Annotated in this window: 14 protein-coding genes; 9 read left to right on the top strand and 5 right to left on the bottom strand. The window is 44.6% G+C overall.

Going from position 1 to position 18,439, the window contains the following annotated elements; all coding sequences use genetic code 11:
• Positions 1–6 precede the first annotated feature (6 nt).
• The gene (locus IGI82_RS15015) at positions 7–1,356 is read right to left on the bottom strand and encodes an Nramp family divalent metal transporter (protein ID WP_034857503.1); all 1,350 of its coding nucleotides are present in this window, start codon (positions 1,354–1,356) and stop codon (positions 7–9) included.
• A gap of 156 nt (positions 1,357–1,512) precedes the next feature.
• Positions 1,513–3,855, bottom strand: coding sequence for an ABC transporter ATP-binding protein/permease (locus IGI82_RS15010; RefSeq protein WP_438842424.1), 2,343 nt, complete (start codon positions 3,853–3,855; stop codon positions 1,513–1,515).
• 138 nt (positions 3,856–3,993) lie between these two features.
• Between IGI82_RS15010 and IGI82_RS15005 the strand changes: the two genes are divergently transcribed.
• From IGI82_RS15005 to IGI82_RS14970, 8 genes are all read left to right on the top strand, one after another.
• Positions 3,994–4,479 carry a MarR family winged helix-turn-helix transcriptional regulator gene (locus IGI82_RS15005; RefSeq protein WP_061053279.1) on the top strand — a complete coding sequence of 162 codons (486 nt, stop codon included), beginning with the start codon at positions 3,994–3,996 and terminating at the stop codon, positions 4,477–4,479.
• A gap of 160 nt (positions 4,480–4,639) precedes the next feature.
• On the top strand, positions 4,640–6,427 hold the full coding sequence (locus IGI82_RS15000; protein ID WP_115232782.1) for a glycoside hydrolase family 13 protein: 1,788 nt from the start codon (positions 4,640–4,642) through the stop codon (positions 6,425–6,427).
• 304 nt (positions 6,428–6,731) lie between these two features.
• Complete coding sequence (locus tag IGI82_RS14995; RefSeq protein ID WP_438842423.1) at positions 6,732–7,784, top strand: aspartate-semialdehyde dehydrogenase; 1,053 nt, start codon at positions 6,732–6,734, stop codon at positions 7,782–7,784.
• 122 nt (positions 7,785–7,906) lie between these two features.
• Positions 7,907–9,589, top strand: a complete 1,683-nt coding sequence (locus IGI82_RS14990; protein ID WP_005228243.1) for a ribonuclease J — start codon at positions 7,907–7,909, stop codon at positions 9,587–9,589.
• A gap of 241 nt (positions 9,590–9,830) precedes the next feature.
• A complete protein-coding gene (locus IGI82_RS14985) occupies positions 9,831–11,270 on the top strand; it encodes an MFS transporter (RefSeq protein WP_438842422.1) in 1,440 nt (479 codons plus the stop codon).
• Positions 11,271–11,468: 198 nt separating this feature from the next.
• Positions 11,469–12,152: a metal-dependent hydrolase gene (locus tag IGI82_RS14980; protein ID WP_438842421.1), complete on the top strand. Its 684-nt coding sequence runs from the start codon at positions 11,469–11,471 to the stop codon at positions 12,150–12,152.
• 37 nt (positions 12,153–12,189) lie between these two features.
• Positions 12,190–13,521 (top strand): DRTGG domain-containing protein, encoded by a 1,332-nt coding sequence (locus tag IGI82_RS14975; RefSeq protein ID WP_005228249.1) that lies wholly within the window; start codon positions 12,190–12,192, stop codon positions 13,519–13,521.
• A gap of 54 nt (positions 13,522–13,575) precedes the next feature.
• Positions 13,576–14,529 (top strand): DHH family phosphoesterase, encoded by a 954-nt coding sequence (locus tag IGI82_RS14970; protein WP_438842420.1) that lies wholly within the window; start codon positions 13,576–13,578, stop codon positions 14,527–14,529.
• Positions 14,530–14,669: 140 nt separating this feature from the next.
• Here IGI82_RS14970 and dapD read toward each other — a convergent pair whose 3' ends face one another.
• Genes dapD through dapA form a run of 3 tightly spaced genes read right to left on the bottom strand, consistent with a single transcriptional unit; the run spans position 14,670 to position 17,046 of the window.
• Complete coding sequence (gene dapD, locus IGI82_RS14965) at positions 14,670–15,383, bottom strand: 2,3,4,5-tetrahydropyridine-2,6-dicarboxylate N-acetyltransferase (RefSeq protein WP_005228253.1); 714 nt, start codon at positions 15,381–15,383, stop codon at positions 14,670–14,672.
• A gap of 12 nt (positions 15,384–15,395) precedes the next feature.
• Positions 15,396–16,151 (bottom strand): 4-hydroxy-tetrahydrodipicolinate reductase, encoded by a 756-nt coding sequence (gene dapB, locus IGI82_RS14960; RefSeq protein ID WP_005233953.1) that lies wholly within the window; start codon positions 16,149–16,151, stop codon positions 15,396–15,398.
• Positions 16,152–16,164: 13 nt separating this feature from the next.
• A complete protein-coding gene (gene dapA, locus IGI82_RS14955) occupies positions 16,165–17,046 on the bottom strand; it encodes a 4-hydroxy-tetrahydrodipicolinate synthase (protein WP_008380503.1) in 882 nt (293 codons plus the stop codon).
• 222 nt (positions 17,047–17,268) lie between these two features.
• On the opposite strand from dapA, the gene IGI82_RS14950 reads away from it, so the two are divergent.
• Positions 17,269–18,438: a M20 metallopeptidase family protein gene (locus IGI82_RS14950; protein WP_142968544.1), complete on the top strand. Its 1,170-nt coding sequence runs from the start codon at positions 17,269–17,271 to the stop codon at positions 18,436–18,438.
• Position 18,439: the final 1 nt, after the last annotated feature.

Raw genomic sequence — 18,439 nt, 5'->3', positions numbered from 1 at the left:
TTTCTATTAGAAGTTGCCGAGTGTTTCGATGATCAAGCGGACATTCAAGACCGTCAGTGCAATGGCACAGATCCAGCCTAAGGTAGAGACCCATAGCGGATTCTTGAAGCGTTCCCCCATGATTTTTTTTGAGCTGGTAAAAAGAACCAACGGAATCATCGAAACGGGTAAGGCGATGCTTAAAAAGACTTGCGAATAAATCAGCAGATCGTCCAAGGCTTGTTCGTTGCCGCCAAAGTAAATCGTACAAAGCAAGACGGGGATCACCGATAAGCCACGGGTGATCAGACGTCGCGCCCAAGTAGGGATCTTCATATGGATAAATCCTTCCATCACGACTTGCCCCGTCAGTGTCCCAGTGATCGTTGAATTTTGACCAGATGCCAAGAGCGCCACGGCAAACAGAACGCTCAAGACTGGACTGGCGACAGCACCAGCAATGGAGGAATCTTGCAAAGCATCAAACAGCGCGGAGAAGGTGCCGACTTCTTCACTATGACCAAAGAACAAGGCGCTTCCTAAGATCAAAAGCAGGCAATTGACCAAAAACGCAGCGGATAATTGGATATTGGAATCCCAAGTAGCAAACCGCACGGCCGTTGCCACTTCTTGGGTATCGCTGCGATCGATTTTTCGTGATTGGGAGATCGAAGAATGCAGATAGAGATTATGCGGCATCACAGTCGCACCAACGATCCCCAACGCCATTGTCAGCTGTCCATGGTTCAAGACTTGCTTTTGGGGAATAAAGCCTTGCAAGACAGCAGGCAAATTTGGTTGAGCAATAATGACTTCGTAACAAAAGACCAGCATAATGACCAAAATCAGTGTCATGACGATCGCTTCGATTTTTCGGAAACCCAATTTCATTAAAAAGAGCAGAAGCAGTACATCGAAAATCGTTAAGATGACCCCAACTAATAAAGGTAAGCCAAATAGTAGATTGAGAGCGATCGCTCCTCCGATCACTTCCGCGATATCCGTTGCCATGATAGCCAATTCGGTGACGATCCACAAAACAAAGCCTAAGCCTTTGCTGGTGTGTTTACGAGTTGCTTGCGCAAGGTCCATCTGGGTCACAATCCCTAGCTTGGCTGCCATGTATTGCAGCAGCATAGCAATCAAACTGGAAATCAAGATCACAGAAAGTAAGAGATAGCCATATTCAGCACCGCCTCCGATCGAGGTGATCCAGTTTCCTGGGTCCATATAGCCCACGGCTACCAATGCCCCAGGACCAGAGAACGCTAAGAGATTGCGCCAAAAGCTGCCGTTTTTTGGAATGGCAACTGTATTATTTATTTCTTCCAAGCTAGGACCGTTGGCCGCTTGGATCAATTTTTTTTCTTCATTCATCGTTTCACGTCCTATCTTTTTAGGTACACCTAAAAACAAATCTATTGTATTCCTCATTTATGAATTTTTCAAGAGAAACCTTTTGGAAGTCAGAAGGAAGGACAAAAAAACAGCAACCAAAGGAATGGCTGCTGTCTGTTGGGTTTTCTTAAAAAATTAGTCGGCGCGTAAAGCGATCGCTGCATCTTTTTTCGCTGCCATTCGAGCTGGAATGTGGCCGCCGATCATCGTTAGGACGGTGCTGACAGCAATCAAGATCAGGCCGTGGACCGGATTTAATTGAGCAACATTTTCGAGATCAGTCATACTATATAAGATTGCGTTGATCGGGAATGTGGCTAACCAAGCAATCAGGACACCTAAAGCTCCTGAAGCGATCCCTAAAATACAGGTTTCGGCATCAAAGACGCGGGTGATGTCTTTCTTGCGAGCACCTAATGCTTTTAAGACCCCAATTTCTTTCGTACGTTCAAGTACAGAGGTATAAGTGATGATACCGATCATGATCATGCTAGTTACCAAGGAGATCCCTGCAAAAGCGATCAAGACGTAAGTGATGGCATCCATCAAGCCACCAGTCAATTGAGTCATCGTACCCGCTAAATCGGAATAAACGATTTGGTCTTCTTTGTCTTTGCCTTTGTTGAAGTCATCCAAGTAATCAAGGATTTTTTCTTTGGCACTGAAATCATTCGGATAGATCATAATGCTGTTTGGTAAATCACTGCCGCCAAGATAAGCGATCAATGAATCTTTAGCACTTTCGTCAACGGGTTCATTCGTCATCACGTTGGTGTCGCTGTCTTTTTGGGCTTGGACGATCGCTGAGTCTTGGTTTTCTTTGATGACTTCTTGCGCGAGGGCATCACTGTAGGCAATGCCAGTTGACAGCAAGTTCATCGTAGAGTTTTGCTTGATACGTAAGATTCCGCTGATCGTTAATTCTTTGTTGTTACTGTTATCGAAAACGTCATTTAAATCTTGATTTGGAATGAAGTTTCCAGTTGGTAATTCGGTGTAAAAGGCATCATTAGACGCCAATGTGATTTTTGTTCCCACGATATCGTCGAAGGACACCTTGTCGCCATCTTCAATGTCAAAACCGAGATTGATCAATGCATTGACATTCGTTACGTTGTTTTCATCGACGATCAAAACGACATCTGTGCTAGCACTTGGGTAGCTGCCTTCTAAAAGGTCGTAGTTGTCTTTTAAGAAATTGCCGTTATCCTCTGATAACTGCTCGGGGAAAGTCGAAACCCCAATCCCGGTGGAGGCACTCATGGCAGACATCATGGCATTAGTCTGTTCATTGTCAGGTGATGCATTGGAGAAGCTGACTTGTTCCACAGTATCATCGATCTTACGGAAAAGGTTCAAGGAAGTGGAACGAGTGTAGCCGATATTGTTGCTTAATTCAGGATCAATGTCGTTGATGTAATCGAGAAACTCTTGATCGATTTTATTGATATGGGTTGCACGATCCGCATCACTTAATTTGGCAGTGACCTCTTTATCTGAAGGGAAATCTTCCGATTTCTCCCGCGTTCCCATGGCTGATGGATCTTGTTCAGTGGCTACTTGCGAGATCGTGATCGGAAAACGAGCTAATGTTTCTGACTGGGTATTGTCGATTTGTTTTTGGAATCCCGTTGACAGTGACAAAACAATGGCGATTCCGATGATCCCGATACTAGAAGCAAAGGCTGTCAAGAAGGTGCGCCCTTTTTTGGTGCGGATATTGTTAAACGACAAACGTAAGGCAGTCATGAAACTCATTTTTGTGTGCTTTAATTCGAATTGGTCTTTCTTTTGTCCTTCGACATGAGGGTTCGAATCTTTAATGATTCGTCCGTCTTTGAACTCAATGATCCGTCCAGCGTATTTGTGCGCCAATTCAGGATTATGAGTAACCATGATGACCAATTTTTCTTTTGATAGTTCTTGGATCAGTTCCATGATTTGGACACTGGTCTCTGAATCCAAGGCACCTGTTGGTTCATCACAAAGAAGGATATCAGGATCATTTGCTAAGGCACGAGCGATCGCTACCCGCTGCATTTGACCACCAGAAAGCTGATTTGGTTTTTTGTGCATATGCTCAGCTAAGCCCACACGCGTCAAAGCATCGGTTGCTTTGGCGCGTTTTTCTTCTTTTGACACACCGCTCAAGGTCATCCCAAGCTCGACGTTATCGATGATGCCTAAATGACTGATCAAATTGTAGCTTTGGAAGACAAAGCCGATCGAATTGTTCCGATACGCATCCCAGTCACGATCTTTAAAGGATTTCGTTGATTTGCCGTTGATGATCATATCACCAGAATCGTAATTATCTAAGCCGCCGATCACGTTCAACATGGTTGTTTTCCCAGAGCCGCTTGGCCCTAAAATGGCAACAAACTCTTGTTTACGAAAGGCGACGGTGACGCCGTCGAGGGCTTTCGTAGTACTGGAGCCAACTGTATAATACTTCTTGATATCTTTTAATTCTAACATGGGGTCACTCTTTTCTTGCCGTTTTCACGATTATTTTCATTATGTAACCACGCTATCATAATGGTTAACAAAAATCAACGATTATCATTGTTTAAATAAATAATTTATACTAAACTAAAGACAGAAAAGAGGGAGAGTATGGAAAAAGCGTTAGGAACATTCAATATGGCAGTGTTTGCGGAGATATTTTCGCTGATGGGAAACATATTGTTTGAAGAAATCGGTCTGGAAGATTTAAAATTGACCAAAATGGAAATCTTGGAACTCGTGGTGATCTCTAGTAATGAAGGAATTACGATGTCCGAGTTGGCCCAGCAAATCGGTACGTCAAAAGTCCAAATCAGTCGTTCGATCTCGGGGTTGGAAAAGGCTGGCTTTGTGGTACGCAAAACCAACGGCGTCAATCGTCGCAACGTCAATGTTTATTTGGAAGAAGCTGGGAAGCAGTTGTTTGTCCAAAAGAAAAAACAAGTGGAAGACCGCTTGAATGCCAAAACCGCTCAAATGGCTGCGGAAGATATCCAGCAGTTGAGTCAGTCGTTGACGGAGGCAGTGGGGATCTTGCGGAAATATGACATTTTACGGACTGGCAATCAATGTGAGAAGAAGACACCGTTTGATTAAAAAAGGGTGAAGCAATCGTTTGCTTTTTAATTGCTGAATTAATTTCATATTAACTTATATTATCGATTTATTAGATAAAGCAACCGATTGCGTTTTTCTCTTGTTTTGACTTCTGATTTGTGCGACAATGGGTATATCAAACAAGTCAAAGGAGTCTGCTATGAATACTACTGCCATCTATCATCGTCCCGAAAGTGAATTTGCGTATTTGTACGAGAAGGATAAAATGCATATCCGTTTGCGTACCGCCCGTCAAGACGTCCGCCATGTCCAGCTGCTTTGCGGTGATCCTTACACACTGTATAAAGAAGCTTGGTACCAACAAAGAATTGAAATGCAAAAAATTCTTTCCACGGACTTGCATGATTATTGGCAAGTATCGGTCGGAGCAGAATTCCGCCGTTTGTCTTACGGCTTTTCCATCGAAAGTTACGATGGGTTGCATGTCTTCTATGGAGACCACGGGGTCTATCCTTTTGAGCAGCAATATTTAGAAATGAACAACAATTATTTTCGGATGCCTTACTTCCAAGAAGCCGATCGTTTCAAAATTCCCGAGTGGGCAAAAGAAACCGTTTGGTATCAAATCTTCCCTGAACGCTTTGCAAATGGGGACCCATCAAATGATCCAGAAGGTGTATTGCCTTGGGGTTCAAAAAATCCCGATCGCCAAGACTTTTTCGGCGGGGATCTGCAAGGGGTCATCGATCATTTGGATTACCTCGTCGATCTAGGCATCAATGGAATCTACTTCTGTCCGATTTTTGAGGCCTATTCGAATCACAAGTATGATACCATCGATTATTTAGCCATCGATCCAGCGTTTGGAGATAACGATACCTTTAAACGCTTAGTGGAGGAATGCCACAAACGCGGTATCAAAGTCATGCTAGATGCTGTGTTCAATCATATGGGGGATACTTCGCATCAATGGCTAGATGTCATCAAAAACGGCAAAGATTCGCCCTTTGCTGATTGGTTCCACATCAATGAGTTTCCTGTCAACTACAAAGAAGGGGAAAACTTTGAAGATGCTTATGACATCACCTATGATGTGTTTGCCTTTACGCCGCATATGCCAAAACTCAATACAGAAAATCCCGACGTGCAAGATTATTTGTTGAAGATCGCTCGTTATTGGATCGAAGAGTTTGATATCGATGCTTGGCGCTTGGACGTTGCCAATGAAGTCAGTCACCACTTCTGGAAAAAATTCCGCCAAGTGTGTGATGATGCCAAAGATGATTTTTATATCCTTGGGGAAATTTGGCACTCTTCTCAACGGTGGTTACAAGGCGACGAGTTTCATGCAGTAATGAATTACGCCTTTACGGATGCAATCATTGAATATTTTGTCAAAGACGAGATCTCTATGACGAAAATGGTCTCGGAATTAAATAACCAGCTGATGTTGTATCGGGAGCAAACCAACCAAGTACAGTTCAATATCTTGGATTCTCATGATACCCCGCGTTTGTTAACTTTGGCTCGAGGAGACAAAGACTTGATGCGCCAAGTGATGGCCTTTACGTATCTGCAACAAGGCGTTCCTTGCCTGTATTACGGTGATGAGATCGGTTTGACCGGCGATATGGACCCGGATTGCCGCAAATGTATGATTTGGGAAGAAGAAAAGCAAGATCGTGATTTGCTGCATTTCACCCAGTCATTGATCAAACTACGCAAAGACAACCAAAAAGTCTTATCTGAAGGTTCCTTGAGTTGGAACTGGGTTTCGGAAGAAGATGGCCTGATCATTTTCGAACGAGAGTTGGGGGCACAGCGGATCATCGGTATTTTCAACACTGGCGAGGATCAACTTACACTCTCTCGTCCTGATTCAATTTTGATGGAACAGTTTGTCCAACTGGAAGATGAGACGATGATCATCGATAACAAAGGCTTTGCTATCGTGAAAGTAAATAACGAAGAATCGAATGAAGCATAAAAATGAGGCAAGAATTGCATATGCAATTCTTGCCTCATTCAATGTTTTGGGTATTTTTAATTTCCCCATGCACGTTGGAAAGAATCTTCCCCAAAATTCCTTCTGTCGGTATTATATCCTATAACACCTGAATGTGACAAATGATAACCCTTAAATATAGGTAGATTTTTTCTGCAAAGGGGAAAAAGATTGAAAATTTAGACAGTATTGCCATCTTTTTGCGCTTCTTTCCACGAAAGGTCTTTTCTTTTTTACAAGATATGATAAACTAGTAAAAATGTATTTTTATTCGAGGAGTGATTTGATGAGTACAGGGTATCACGTAGCAGTTGTCGGAGCTACCGGCGCAGTAGGAACAAAAATGATTGAGATGTTGGAGAAGACCACGTTGCCGATCAAAAAAATAACGTTGTTGGCATCCAAACGTTCTGCTGGGAAGACCCTTGTGTTCAAAAATGAACCACTCGTTATTCAAGAGCTGACCGCAGATTCCTTTGCAGGCGTCGATATTGCATTGTTCAGTGCCGGTGGCGGCATTTCAAAACAATTTGCTCCAGAAGCAGTCAAACACGGTGCAGTCGTGATCGACAATACCAGTCATTTTCGGATGGACCCGAATGTTCCTCTAGTCGTTCCTGAGGTGAATCCTCATGCGTTAGCGCAACATAAAGGAATCATTGCCAATCCGAATTGTTCAACGATTCAAATGATGGTGGCGTTAGAACCGATTCGTCAAAAAGTCGGTTTATCGAGGGTGCTGGTTTCAACGTATCAAGCAGTTTCAGGTGCTGGCGCACAAGCCTTGGCTGAATTGACTCGTGAATCTCAAGAATTATTAGCTGGCAAAGCCGCTGATGAACTAAACCCTGAGATTTTACCAGCAGGCAGCGATAAAAAGCACTACCCAATCGCGTTTAACGCCTTGCCACAAATCGATGTCTTTGCTGAAGACGATTATACTTACGAAGAGTGGAAAATGATCAATGAAACGAAGAAGATCATGGAAGATACGCAGATCAAAGTAGCAGCTACGTGTGTGCGGATCCCTGTGTTTAGCGGTCATTCGGAGTCGATTTATATCGAAACCAAAGACCATGCCAGTGTTGAGGAAGTCAGACAGTGGATCAGCGAAGCGCCAGGAGCTGTCTTGCAAGATGATCCGAGTCAACAAGTGTACCCGCAAGCTTTGACCAGTGTGGACAAAACGGAAACCTTTGTTGGTCGGATTCGCAAAGATTTGGATGTCGAAAACGGCTTGCATTTATGGGTCGTTTCTGATAATTTGCTGAAAGGTGCGGCATGGAACTCTGTTCAAATCGCCGAAAGCATGCATCAGCAAGGATTAGTTCATGTGTAAACCATAAGTTTTTCAGAAAAGTGTGGTGAATGCCACGCTTTTCTTTTTTTTGTTGTATAATAATAGGGACGGCTTATGCTTGGGAAATAATACAGTAAAAAAAAATTAAGAGGTGAATAAAAGTGGAAACGATAAAAATCATTCCTCTTGGCGGTGTACGCGAAAACGGAAAGAACATGTACATTGCTGAAGTTGGCGAGGATATATTTGTGCTGGATTGCGGTGTCCGTTATCCAGAAAATGAATTATTAGGGATCGATACAGTGATTCCAGACTTCACATATTTAGAAGAAAATGCCGACCGTGTGGCGGGTGTCTTCTTGACCCATGGGCATGCAGATGCGATTGGTGCATTGCCTTATTTCTTGGAGAATATCCAAGTACCGGTCTTTGGGACCGAGTTAACGATCGAACTAGCAAAATTGACCGTGAATAAAAATGAAGCTACCAAGCGCTTCAAAGATTTTCATGTGATCGATGAACATTCGGAGATCGACTTTGGTCATGCGACCATCAGCTTTTTCCGTACGACCCATTCTATCCCTGATTCTGTTGGGATCAGCGTCAAAACAGAAGCTGGCAATATCGTTTATACAGGAGATTTCAAGTTTGACCAAACAGCGATCCCTATGTATCAAACCGATTTTGGCCGCTTAGCGGAAATTGGAAAAGAAGGCGTCTTAGCATTGCTAAGCACGTCTTCAAATGCCGAAAATCCAACGCCGATCGCTTCTGAATTGACGATCCAAGATGAAGTTTACGACAATATCCGTTATTGGGAAGGTCGGATCATCGTCGCTAGTGTTGCCAGCAATTTGCAACGGGTGCAACAAGTATTAGATGCGGCGTTTCGTTCTGATCGCAAAGTCGTTTTGACCGGGCAAGATTTTGGTCGGATCATCAAAACGGCCATGAAGTTAGGGAAATTAAAATTACCTGCCGAAGACTTGCTGATCACCCAAAAAGAAATGAAAAAATACTCAGACGAACAGTTGCTGATTTTAGAAACAGGTCGTATGGGTGAACCAATCAAAGCGTTGCAAAAAATGGCCAACGGCTCTCACCGGACGCTGCGCATCAAAGAAGGAGATCTTGTTTATATCACAACAACGCCGACAACTGCAATGGAAACTGTGGTTGCGAAAACGGAAGATATCATCTATCGCGCTGGCGGTACCGTAAAACAGATCTCGGATAATTTCCGTGTTTCTGGTCATGCCAACCCGAATGATCTGCAGCTGATGTTGAATATGATGAAACCGAAGTATTTTATCCCTATTCAAGGCGAGTACCGCCAATTAGCCGCCCATGTGGACTTGGCGCAAGAAGTCGGGATTCCGATGAAAAATATCTTCATTACTGCACGTGGAGATGTGTTAGAGTACAAAAAAGGCGAAATGATCGCCGCAGGTGCGGTCCCAGCTGAAAACGTCATGATCGATGGAATCGGTGTCGGTGACATTGGGAATATCGTCCTGCGAGACCGCAAAGTCTTATCTGAAGACGGAATCTTCGTTGCGGTAGTGACGATCAATCGTCGCGAAAAGAAAATTATTTCTGCACCACAAATCACTTCTCGCGGGTTTGTCTATGTGAAAGCCAGCCGCGATCTGATTCGTGAAAGTGGCGAGATCGTGGAAGAAATCGTAGAAAAACACCTTCATGATGAAGAGTTTGAATGGAGCAAATTGAAACAAGATATCCGTGATCGTTTGAGTCGTTTCTTGTTTGAACAAACCAAACGCCGTCCAGTCATCTTGCCGGTCATCATGGAATCAAGCCAAAGAAATCGCAACCGTAAATAATTCGTTTTGACCTACTGACAAAAGCAGGTGAAAGAATAGCCGTTTGACGGCCGATTTCTTTTCACCGAAGCTTTTGTCTTTTTTTATGAAAGAAACAGGCGGCGGTTTTTTTACAAAATGCCCCTTGTTTTGGTCGTGATGAGCAGATAAGGATTGACGGCGAATGGATTTCGATCAATAATACAAAGTTGTCCCCCTAAGACTAGAGGAACAAAACAAGCAAAGAGAGGATGGTCGATTTGTGAATAGTTATCAAGAAAATCCCGTAGTACAACAGAGAAAGTGGTGGATTCTCATTGCTGTTTCGATGTTTACCTTTATGTCAACACTGGATGGGAGTATCGTAAATATCGCTTTGCCGACGATCTCGGCAGATATGGGTGTCCCTATGAATCAAGCGGAGTGGGTCGTATCCGTCTACTTGATGATCGTTTGTGCCTGCCTTTTGTTATTCGGTAAGGTAGGCGATAGTTGGGGTAAGATCAAAGTATTCCGCTTGGGGATGCTGATCTTTATTATCGGTTCGCTGTTATGCGGGTTTAATCATTCCTTAGCATTTCTGCTATTTGCCCGAGTCGTGCAAGCGATCGGAGCCAGCATGACGATGGCGACGAATACCGGAATCATTACTGAAGTCTTTCCTATGAGTGAACGAGGACGCGCCTTAGGGATGATTGGTGCCTTTGTTTCGTTAGGCTCCATCGCCGGTCCTGGATTGGGCGGAGTGATTTTGGCGCATTTTTCTTGGCCGTTTATTTTTTGGATCAATGTTCCAGTCGGTATTCTGACAATGATTGCTGGAGAAAAGGTGTTGCCAAAAGATATCACCATGAGTCATGATTCCATCGATAAAACCGGGTTTGTGCTGTTTTCAATTGCAATTATCAGCTTCTTCGGCGGCATTTTTCTTGGACAAGAGCGTGGCTTTCTAACGTGGCTGCCGCTGCTGTTGGTGGGGATCGCCTTAGTGGCATTCATCGTCTTTTTGCGAGTAGAAGCGCGTGTGAGCAAACCGCTGATTACCTTTGGGATCTTTCGTAATAAAATTTTCACCATGAGCCTGATCACGGCGTTGCTGATCTTTTCTGCAAACTTTTTTGTCAATGTCGTGATTCCCTTTTACTTGCAAAGTGCCCGAGGCTTAACGCCGAGTGTGGCAGGAATGCTGATGATGGTCTTTCCTTTGATGATGGTCATCGGTTCACCACTTAGCGGCTATTTGACGGACCGTGTAGGACCGGAGATCTTGGTCTTAGCTGGCTTAGCGTTGCTGTCCATCACTCAGCTGATGTATATGTTTATGAATCAGCATACGCCGATTTGGTACTATGTCGTCGCTACTGCCATCATGGGGTTAGGCAATTCGTTGTTCCAATCCCGCAACAATACGATGGTGATGAGCAGCGTCACCAAAGAAAATCTTGGGGTGGCAGGTAGTCTAAATTCCTTTGCCCGTAACTTGGGCATGGTCTTAGGGATATCCTTAGCAACGACGATTCTTTATGCCGCAATGAGTCAAGCCTATGGGAAGCATGTGACGACCTATATCGCAGGTCGGGCAGATATTTTTGCCTATGGCATGAAAATCACCTTCTTTGGGGCGTTCCTTCTTTGTATCACGGCGTTATTCTTAACAGTCTGGCGCATCTATAAACAAGGCGGACGTAAGAAAACGCTATGATCGCTTGAAGTCATCAGGTCGAACTGTTCTATTCCTTATTCAGAAAGGGTAGAACAGTTTTTTTATTTTTCTTGACAAGAACCAGAAAAAGGACGGATGTAATAAAGCTGCCAGAATTTGTGCTTTTGGATTTCTGGCGTTATCTGTTATAATGAAAAATATTAGACTGTATTACTTAGATGGAAAGGGGAATGTTGTATGAAACTTACGTATCACGGACACTCGGTGCTTGCTATCCAATTAGCGGATGGCCAAAAATTGTTGTTTGACCCTTTTATTACTGGAAATGCTCTGACTGATTTGGATGCAGACACAGTGGAAACCGATTGGCTTTTGATCACGCATGGTCATAGCGATCATATTGGGGACATGGTGCCGATCGCCAAAAGAAATGAAGCACCAGTGATTAGTGTCGTTGAAATTTGCCGCTATGCAGCCCGCAAAGGCGTTGCTGAGACGCATGGCATGAATATGGGAGGCTCTTTTGAGTTCCCGTTTGGCAAAATCTCAATGGTGGAAGCGAAACACAGCTCTGGTCTTGAAGAAGACGGAACGATGATCTATATGGGCAATCCAGTGGGGATCATTTTAGAAGCAGAAGGCAAAACCATCTACCACGCTGGCGATACTGCCCTCTTTAGCGATATGGCGATGATCGGTGAACGTTTCGACATCGATGTGGCGTTTTTACCGATCGGGGATAATTTTACGATGGGCGTTCAAGATGCTGTAACAGCAGCGGCGCTTTTAAACGCGAGCAAAGTAGTACCGATCCATTACAATACGTTTCCAATGATCAAGCAAGATCCGCAAACCTTCGTGAATTTATTGCCGGCAGGTGTGGGCCAGATCCTTGCAGTCGGTGAGACATTAGAAGTTTAAGCAACAGGAAGATTCGTAGTAGGAATAGGGGATAATTATGGCGACAAAACACGACTTGATTTTAGCGCATATCGAGAATCTGCCTGTAGGCGATCGCATCTCGGTGCGGGGAATCGCAAAAGACTTGAATGTCAGTGAAGGAACAGCCTATCGGGCGATCAAAGATGCGGAAAATATCGGCTTGGTTTCAACGATCCAACGTGTGGGAACCATTCGGATTGAACGGAAACTAAAGAAACACATTGAAAAACTAACTTTCGGCGAAGTCGTCCAAATCATTGAAGGCGATGTTTTGGGCGGCGCAGCCGGTTTAGACAAAGACTTGAACAAATTTGTTATCGGCGCCATGAAGGAATCGGCAATGGAACGCTACATCACGCCTGGTTCCTTAGTGATCGTCGGAAACCGTAACGAAGTCCACAAGTTGGCACTGGAAGATGGCGCAGCCGTCTTGATCACGGGGGGCTTTGAAACCTCAGAGGAAATCTGTCGCTTAGCAGACGAATTGGAGCTGCCGATTTTACAAACGACCTATGACACCTTTACCGTGGCAACGATGATCAACCGAGCCTTGAGCGACCAGCTGATCAAAAAGGACATCATGCTGGTGAGTGACATTTATATGCCATTGGAAAAAACCAAGTATCTGCACACCTTTGATACGGTCAAGGATTACAAACTGCTTTCGGAGTCTACCAATCACTCCCGCTATCCAGTTGTCAACAAGAATATGCGGGTCGTTGGGATCATCACAGCCAAAGATGTCCTAGAAAAGCCTGACACGCAGATCATCGAACGAATCATGACCCGGGAACCACGGGTCGTAAAAAAAGAGATGAGTGTGGCCTCTGCCAGCCATCAGATGATTTGGGATGGCTTAGAAGTGATGCCCGTCGTAGCAGATGACCTTTCTTTGATTGGGATCGTCACACGCCAAGACATCATGAAAGCGATGCAGATGGTCCAACGACAAACACAAATTTCAGATACGATTTCAGACCAAATCTCGGGACAGATGCAAGTCATCGAACAAGATTTTGAAGGGAACAAATTGCCGCAGCCGCATTTCAGCTTTGCGGTGACGCCTCAAATGGTCAATGAAGTCGGAACGATCTCTTTTGGTGTCTTGAGTGAAGTGATCGCGAATACGGCAAAACGTACCATGCAGTTGAATCAACGGCGCAATAGTTGGATCGAGCAAGTCAATCTGCATTACTTCCGTTTGATCCAATTAGAAAGCGAGATCATCATTCAACCGAAGATTCTAGAACTGGGGCGACGTTCGGCGAAAATCGATATCGAAGTATCGATCGAAAATTCCTTAGTGGCAAAAGCGATCGTGGTATGCCAAGTAATGGAACGCCCATAAATCATCGAAAACGGCACTTATGGAAAAATTTTAGAGAGAAAGTTGAGACCATTCATGAAGGTACAAGAAGAAATACTTGCAACAATCAAAGCATTCGACAGAATCATTATCCATCGGCACCAACGCCCTGATCCAGATGCATTAGGATCACAAGTGGGCTTGGCAGAAATTTTACGAGCTAGTTTTCCCGAAAAAGAAATCTATCAAGTCGGCGGACCTGTTGAAGGATTGGATTACTTGGCGCTGATGCAGACGATCCCTGATGATTTTTATAAAGGAGCGTTGGTGATCGTTACAGATACGGCCAATGCACCACGGGTCAGTGACCAACGCTATGATCAAGGGGCGAAATTGATCAAAATCGATCATCACCCTAATGATGAGCCTTACGGAGAGCTGGTCTGGGTCAATACGAATGCCAGCAGCTGTAGTGAGATGATCGTTTCGTTTTGGCAAATGTTTCAAAACGAGCTGACGATGACGCAAGAAGCGGCTCGTCTGCTGTATGCGGGCATCGTTGGTGATACTGGACGGTTTTTATATCCGGCAACGACAGCGACAACGCTGCGCTTAGCGGCTGAACTATTGGATTATGGCTTTGATGCACCGAAGATCAATCGGCAATTGGATCAAGTCTCTCGCAGTGTTGCTCGCCTTTCAGGGTATGTCTACGAAAACATCGAGATCGATGAGATTGGTGCTGGCAAAGTGATCCTACCACAAGAATTGCAGCAGCGTTTTGGCGTAGTGGATTCGGAAACCTCAGCAGTCGTTTCCTTACCAGGGAAAATCGACGAAGTGATGGCTTGGGCGATCTTTGTCGAACAACCAGAAGGCTATTATCGGGTGAGGATGCGTTCGAAAGGTCCAGTGATCAATCAGATCGCCAAACGCCATCATGGCGGCGGACATCCCCTTGCCAGTGGAGCAAACGCAAAAGACCTTGAAGAAGTTGCCGTGATCTATCAAGAGATCCAAGCAGCGATCAAAGAATTTCAAGCAGAATAAACACTTTTACAAGAACATTTACCAATAGAAAAAGGGCGTGCCAAAAACTTTCGGCACGCCCTTTTTTAGACAAAACGCAGCGCAGGCTCATCACTGAACCCGCACTGCGTTTTTTTGCTTATTTTTGAGAAAAGCGCGGCTTAGCCCCGTAGATCGTCTAAAAATTCGGTTTTGCTTTTCGTTTTCTCGTCTTTCATTTTGATGACTTTGGCTGGTGAGCCAGCAACGACTGCGCCAGCAGGGACATCTTCCGTCACCACAGAACCTGCAGCGACGACTGCACCTTCGCCGACACGGACGCCTTCAAGGACGACGGCATTTGCACCGATTAAAACATTGTCTTCAATGATGACTGGGCTTGCTGAAGGTGGCTCAAGAACGCCAGCCAAGACAGCACCAGCGCCAATATGGGCTTTTTTCCCAACGGTTGCTCGGGCGCCTAAAATCGCACCCATGTCGATCATGGTTTCTTCACCAACGACGGCACCAATGTTGATCACGGCCCCCATCATGATAACGGCATTTTTTTCAATGATGGCTTGGTCACGGATAAAGGCACCTGGTTCGATACGGGCATCGACTTTCGTCAAGTCCAATAAAGGGATCGCTGAGTTGCGGCGATCATTTTCCAGATAGTGATCGGTGATTTTGTCTTGGTGCGCGGTTAAAAACTCAGCCACTTTTTGACTGTCACCAACCACGAAATAGAAGGTGCCGTTACCAAACAATTGGATGCCATCTGCTTGGACGTTACTAAGATCTCCATTGATATAGACTTTTACAGGTGTTTGTTTATTTGCTTCTTTGATGTATTTTGCTAATTGATAAGGATCGGAAAATTGTAATTCTGTCATGAGAGACCACCTTTACTTGTCGATTAGATTTTGCATGGAATAAAAACCAGCTGGTTGGTCGGCTAAAAATTCCGCTGCTTTTAGCGCACCATTGGCGAAGATTTCGCGGGAGAGCGCTGTGTGTTTCAATTCAATGATTTCATCCTGCCCAGCGTAGATGACAATGTGTTCTCCAGGAATCGTTCCGCCGCGAACGGCATGGATGCCCATCTGCTTGCGGTCATTTACTAGATCACTGCCTTCACGCCCGTAGAGATACTCTTTTTTCGTTTCGCAGCTGTCATTGATACTATCTGCCAACAGCAAAGCTGTACCGCTTGGTGCATCGAGTTTTTGATTATGATGCTTTTCGATGATCTCAATGTCAAAGTCAGCTTCTAATGCGGGGGTGATACTTTGTAGTGCTTTGATCAGTACATTGATCCCCAACGACATATTGGCAGAATAGAAAACTGGGATCACTTTAGCAGCCAACGGCAGCATCATCTGCGTGTCTTCCGTCAAACCAGTTGTAGCAACCACGATAGGCAGCTGCTGTTCGACACAATAGTTCAATAAGGCAGGGACATTGCTATAATGAGAAAAATCAATCACCAAATCGATCGGCTGCGTGATTTTTTCTGGACGATCATAGATCGGAAAGGGACCATCTAATTGCTCGGTACGATCCAAGCCGGCGGCCACTTCTAACTGAGGGTGCTTTGCGATCAGGCTTTGCAACACTTTGCCCATACGACCGTTTGCACCGCTTAATAAAATCTGTTTCACCAAAAACTCCTCCTTACAGCAATCCGTAATTGGTCATTTCTTCTTCTAAATGAACGAGGGTCGCATCTTCTGGGACACCCAAAGGCAAACGATAATGCAATTCGCATTTGCCTAGCAAGGAGACCGCTGCTTTGATCGGCACAGGATTTACTTCACTGAAAATCGCATCGATCAACGGTTTTTGTCGCAATTGCTCTTTGATGGCGGCTTTTACATCACCATTTAAGAAATCAGCAACGAGTTGTGCCGTTTGTTTCGGAGCGATATTGCCGATCGTTGAAATCACGCCAGAGCCACCTAAAGCTAGAATTGGGGTTACTTGATCGTCATTTCCTGAGTAGATCGCAAAGTCATCATCCGCAAGACGAGCGATTTCTGCGATTTGCGAAATGTCGCCGCTGGCTTCTTTGATGCCTTTGATATTAGGGATTTTTTTCAGTTCTGCCACAGCTTCAGGTGTTAAATTTAAGCCGGTTCTTGAGCTGACGGAGTATAAGATCACTGGTAGCTCAACGCTTTGACAGATTGCTTCATAGTGAGCGACTAAACTTTTCTTTGTCGCTTTGTTGTAGTAGGGTGTTACAACCAATAATGCGTCAGCACCAACGCGCTGTGCTTCTTTTGAAAGATGGATCCCATGTTGGGTGTTGTTGGAGCCTGTTCCGCCGATGACGGGGATTCGACCAGCAACTTGTTTTACCACCGCTTCGATCACCGCGATATGTTCTTCATCGTCTAACGTGGATGCTTCACCGGTCGTACCGCATGCAATGATTGCATTCGTTCCTTGCTGCACATGCCACTCCGCTAACTCCTTCAGCTTATCGAAATCCACCGAACCATCTTGAAGCATAGGGGTGATCAACGCAACGCCAGAACCTTTGAATATTGTCAAACTACGACACATCCTTTCAACCAATTTATTTTTCGTAACTCTACGTATAAGTGTACCAAAACGAGGGGTAAATTTTTCAATAAAAATCGAAACATTTCGACAATTTATACTATAGATTATTCGAATTATATACTATAATATTAAACAATATCAATGAAAAACTGAATATTCGTTGGTTTTTATGGATATTTTTAAAAGGAATGAATAGAAAGGTGTTTTAACATGCAAGTATCGCAAGCAGTCAAAGAATTAACCGAAGACGTGGTTCGTTTTCGTCGTGAATTACATACAATCCCTGAATTAGGGTTAACTGAGTTCAAAACAAAGGAATACTTGCTGCGTCAGTTGCAATCCTTTGGGATCAAAGAAATCTATCCAGTGATTGAAACTGGCTTGATTGCGGTCTTTCGCAGCGATCGCCCAGGAAAGACACTGGCCTTTCGAACGGATATCGATGCACTGCCGATCAAAGAAGAGACCGGTGTTTCCTTTGTTTCCAAACATGAAGGGAAAATGCATGCCTGCGGTCATGACGGCCATATGGCAACGATGCTAGGGTTTGCTAAATATTTGGCAACACATCCTGAAGTGATTCGTGGAACGATCGTTTTGATTTTCCAACCAGCCGAGGAAAGCCCCGGTGGCGCTCAATTGATGATCGATGAAGGCATCTTACGAGATTTTGGCGTGGAAAAAATCGTGGGGCTGCATGTCTTCCCAGACTTTCCCGAAGGAATCATTGCGAGTCGGAAAGGTCCGATGATGGCCCGTAACGGCGAGATCAATCTAACGATCAACGGCACGAGTGCCCATGGTGCCCAGCCTCATCAAGGACATGATGCCATTTTAGCCGCGGCTGCGATTATTCAAGGATTGCATTCGATCATTTCACGCAATATCAGCCCGCTTTCTGCTGGGGTCATCACTTTTGGGAAGATCCATGGGGGAGATGCGGAAAATATCATTCCCGGCAAGGTCGTTTTAAAAGGAACGATGCGGGCGTTTGAAGATGAAGTCTATGAAACGATGACACGCAGAATCACCACCGTCGCACAAGAAATCGCCAAAGGATATGATTGCACGGCGGATGTCGAATTCGAGCATCTTTATCGTGTCGTGGACAATGATCCTGAGATGGTGGAAGTATTGGAAAAAGTGGTCGGGGAGAGCTACCGAGAAACACCGCCATATATGTTGGCAGAGGATTTTTCGATGTACCAAAAGGAAATCCCAGGTGTCTTTTTCTTTGTGGGTACCCGAAATGAAGAAAAAGGCTATGTCCACCCTTTACACAGCAGCAAAATGAATTTTGACGAAAAAAATCTATTGCAAGGCATCGAATGCTACGTTCGTTTGATCGAGGCATTGAACGAGCCGACAGACAAGGAGTAAA

The organism is Enterococcus sp. AZ067, assembly GCF_051715005.1.
In the GTDB taxonomy this organism is placed as follows: domain Bacteria; phylum Bacillota; class Bacilli; order Lactobacillales; family Enterococcaceae; genus Enterococcus_D; species Enterococcus_D casseliflavus.
Note: the sequence above shows the minus strand (reverse complement) of the source record. Positions and strands in the feature narration are given on the sequence as shown.